The following is a 1,839-nucleotide window of genomic DNA, read 5'->3' as shown; positions in this document are numbered from 1 at the left end:
CGCCGGTGGTGCCCGGCCCGGCCGCCGCCCAGCCGTCGTTCGTCGGCAGCGCCTGTCGGCCGATCTGGCGGGCCAGCACGGACAGGGTGTCCGGGCCGCCCGTCGGGCCGGGGTGCGCCGTCGCCGGGGTGGGTGCGGCGGTCAGGGTGAGAATGATCAATGCCGCACCGGCGGCAATTCTGTGCATCAGCTCGTCCCGTTCCCTCGTCGTTGTTTCTCTATGTGACGAAGGTTACGGTTGTGTTTTTATTGTGGTCAATATTAATGATGTGCAGTTTTGTTGCAGAAAATGCTTTCGGCCGGCATCGTCCCGACCTGCCCCGGTCGGGATACCGCTGGTCATCGCGGGGTCCTCAGTCCTGATCGGACCGGCGATGTTGCAGTGGCGTTGCGGTGTCCCCCTATTTTCCTCCGGTCGGATCGGTCCGCCACGGAGCGACCGACCACGGCACGCCCAGCTCGGTCGGCAGTACGCCGCTCTCGGCGGCCCGGCGCAGCACGTCGTTGACGCCCGGTATCCGTAGCACCCGCTGCGGCCCGTCGCCGACCGCCTCGACGAGATCGTCGCCGAGCAGCGTCGGCTCGGGTGCCGCCTGCAACGCGGTCAGCACCGCGGTGAACGGGGCGGTCCGGGCCAGCGGCGCGATCAACGGCACCCGGGGATCGGCCCGGTGGTCGAGCAGGTTCTCCAACAGCCCCCGCCGGCCGGGCACCTCGCGCGCCCGATCCTGGCCGGGCAGCAGCAGCCGGTCCGTCGGGTACTCCAGCACGGCCCGTCCGGCGTCACCGGTGACGATCACCTCGCCGGGCACGAAATCCTCACCGGCCAGCGTCACCGCGGCCACGATCGGCGGGCCGTGCCGCAGGCGTACCCGCAGCACGGCGGTGTCGTCGACCTCGATCGGCCGGACCCGGTAGCGCTCCACCTCGACGGCCACGATCTCCGCCGGCTCACCGGTGACCGCCTCGGCCACCGCCAGGCACTGCATCACCGCGTGCGCCAGCGGATTGGCCAGCGCGCCGTCGAGCACCGGTCGCCCGTCCAGGCTCCGGCGACCGGCCCATGGCGAGCGGGCGTAGTACGCGTCCGGACGCTGCCAGGCGGCGACCGTGGCGATGCCGGTGACCGTACCCAGTCGGCCGGCACTCACCGCGTCGGTCAGCGCGGTGAGCGCGGCCGACCCGAGCGCCTGGAAACCGACCTGCGCCACCCGGCCGGTGCTGACCAGCGCCCCGGCCAACTCCTCGTGCTCGGCGGTGCAGAGCACCGGCGGTTTCTCCAACAGCAGGTCGGCACCGGCGGCCAGCGCGTCCCGGGCGATCGGCAGGTGGGTGTGGGGCGGGGTGCAGATCACCACCACGTCCGGCCCGACGGCCGAGAGCATGGCGCGGTGGTCGGTGAAGACCCGGGCGCCGGGGGGTACCGGTGCGGCGGGCTCGTCGTCCAGCGGTCGCGTGTCCACCAGCGCGACCAGTCGCAGCCGGCCGGCGTCGTGCAGTGGACCGAGCACCCGACGGTGCCAGCGCCCGTGCCCGTTCGCCCCGACCAGCGCGACCCGTGGCACGGCCGTCGCGGGCGTTGCGGCTGTCGGGGTGTTAGCAGGGGACCCCTGCTCTACCTGAGGCGTTAGGAAGGTGCCCTTCCTTTCACTCATCCGGCACCGGCCAGGGTCGCGGGGACGCCGTGGCGGTGCAGGTCGGTCAGCCAGGCGGTGACGTCGGCGCGGACCTGGGCGTCGGCGGCCACCTCGGGCGGAACGACCTCGTCGAGAGCGAGGACCGCGTCGACGGCCCCGGCCGGGGTCTGCGGTGCGGCGGCCAGGGCGGTGCGGATCCGCT

General features: G+C 72.9%; 1 protein-coding gene and 2 pseudogenes. All 3 read right to left on the bottom strand.

The features are described from left to right. A pseudogene (locus EYA84_RS31415) lies at positions 1 to 187 on the bottom strand (pectate lyase); the annotation flags it as partial. 214 nt (positions 188 to 401) lie between these two features. Then, the gene (locus EYA84_RS31410) at positions 402 to 1,565 is read right to left on the bottom strand and encodes a Gfo/Idh/MocA family protein (RefSeq protein WP_236146075.1); all 1,164 of its coding nucleotides are present in this window, start codon (positions 1,563 to 1,565) and stop codon (positions 402 to 404) included. Positions 1,566 to 1,651: 86 nt separating this feature from the next. Next, positions 1,652 to 1,839, bottom strand: a pseudogene (locus tag EYA84_RS31405) (mannitol dehydrogenase family protein); the annotation flags it as partial.

Source organism: Verrucosispora sp. SN26_14.1 (genome assembly GCF_004307965.1).
Taxonomy (GTDB): domain Bacteria; phylum Actinomycetota; class Actinomycetes; order Mycobacteriales; family Micromonosporaceae; genus Micromonospora.
The sequence above is the reverse complement of the archived record's forward strand: the minus strand, read 5'-3'. Positions and strand labels throughout refer to the sequence as shown.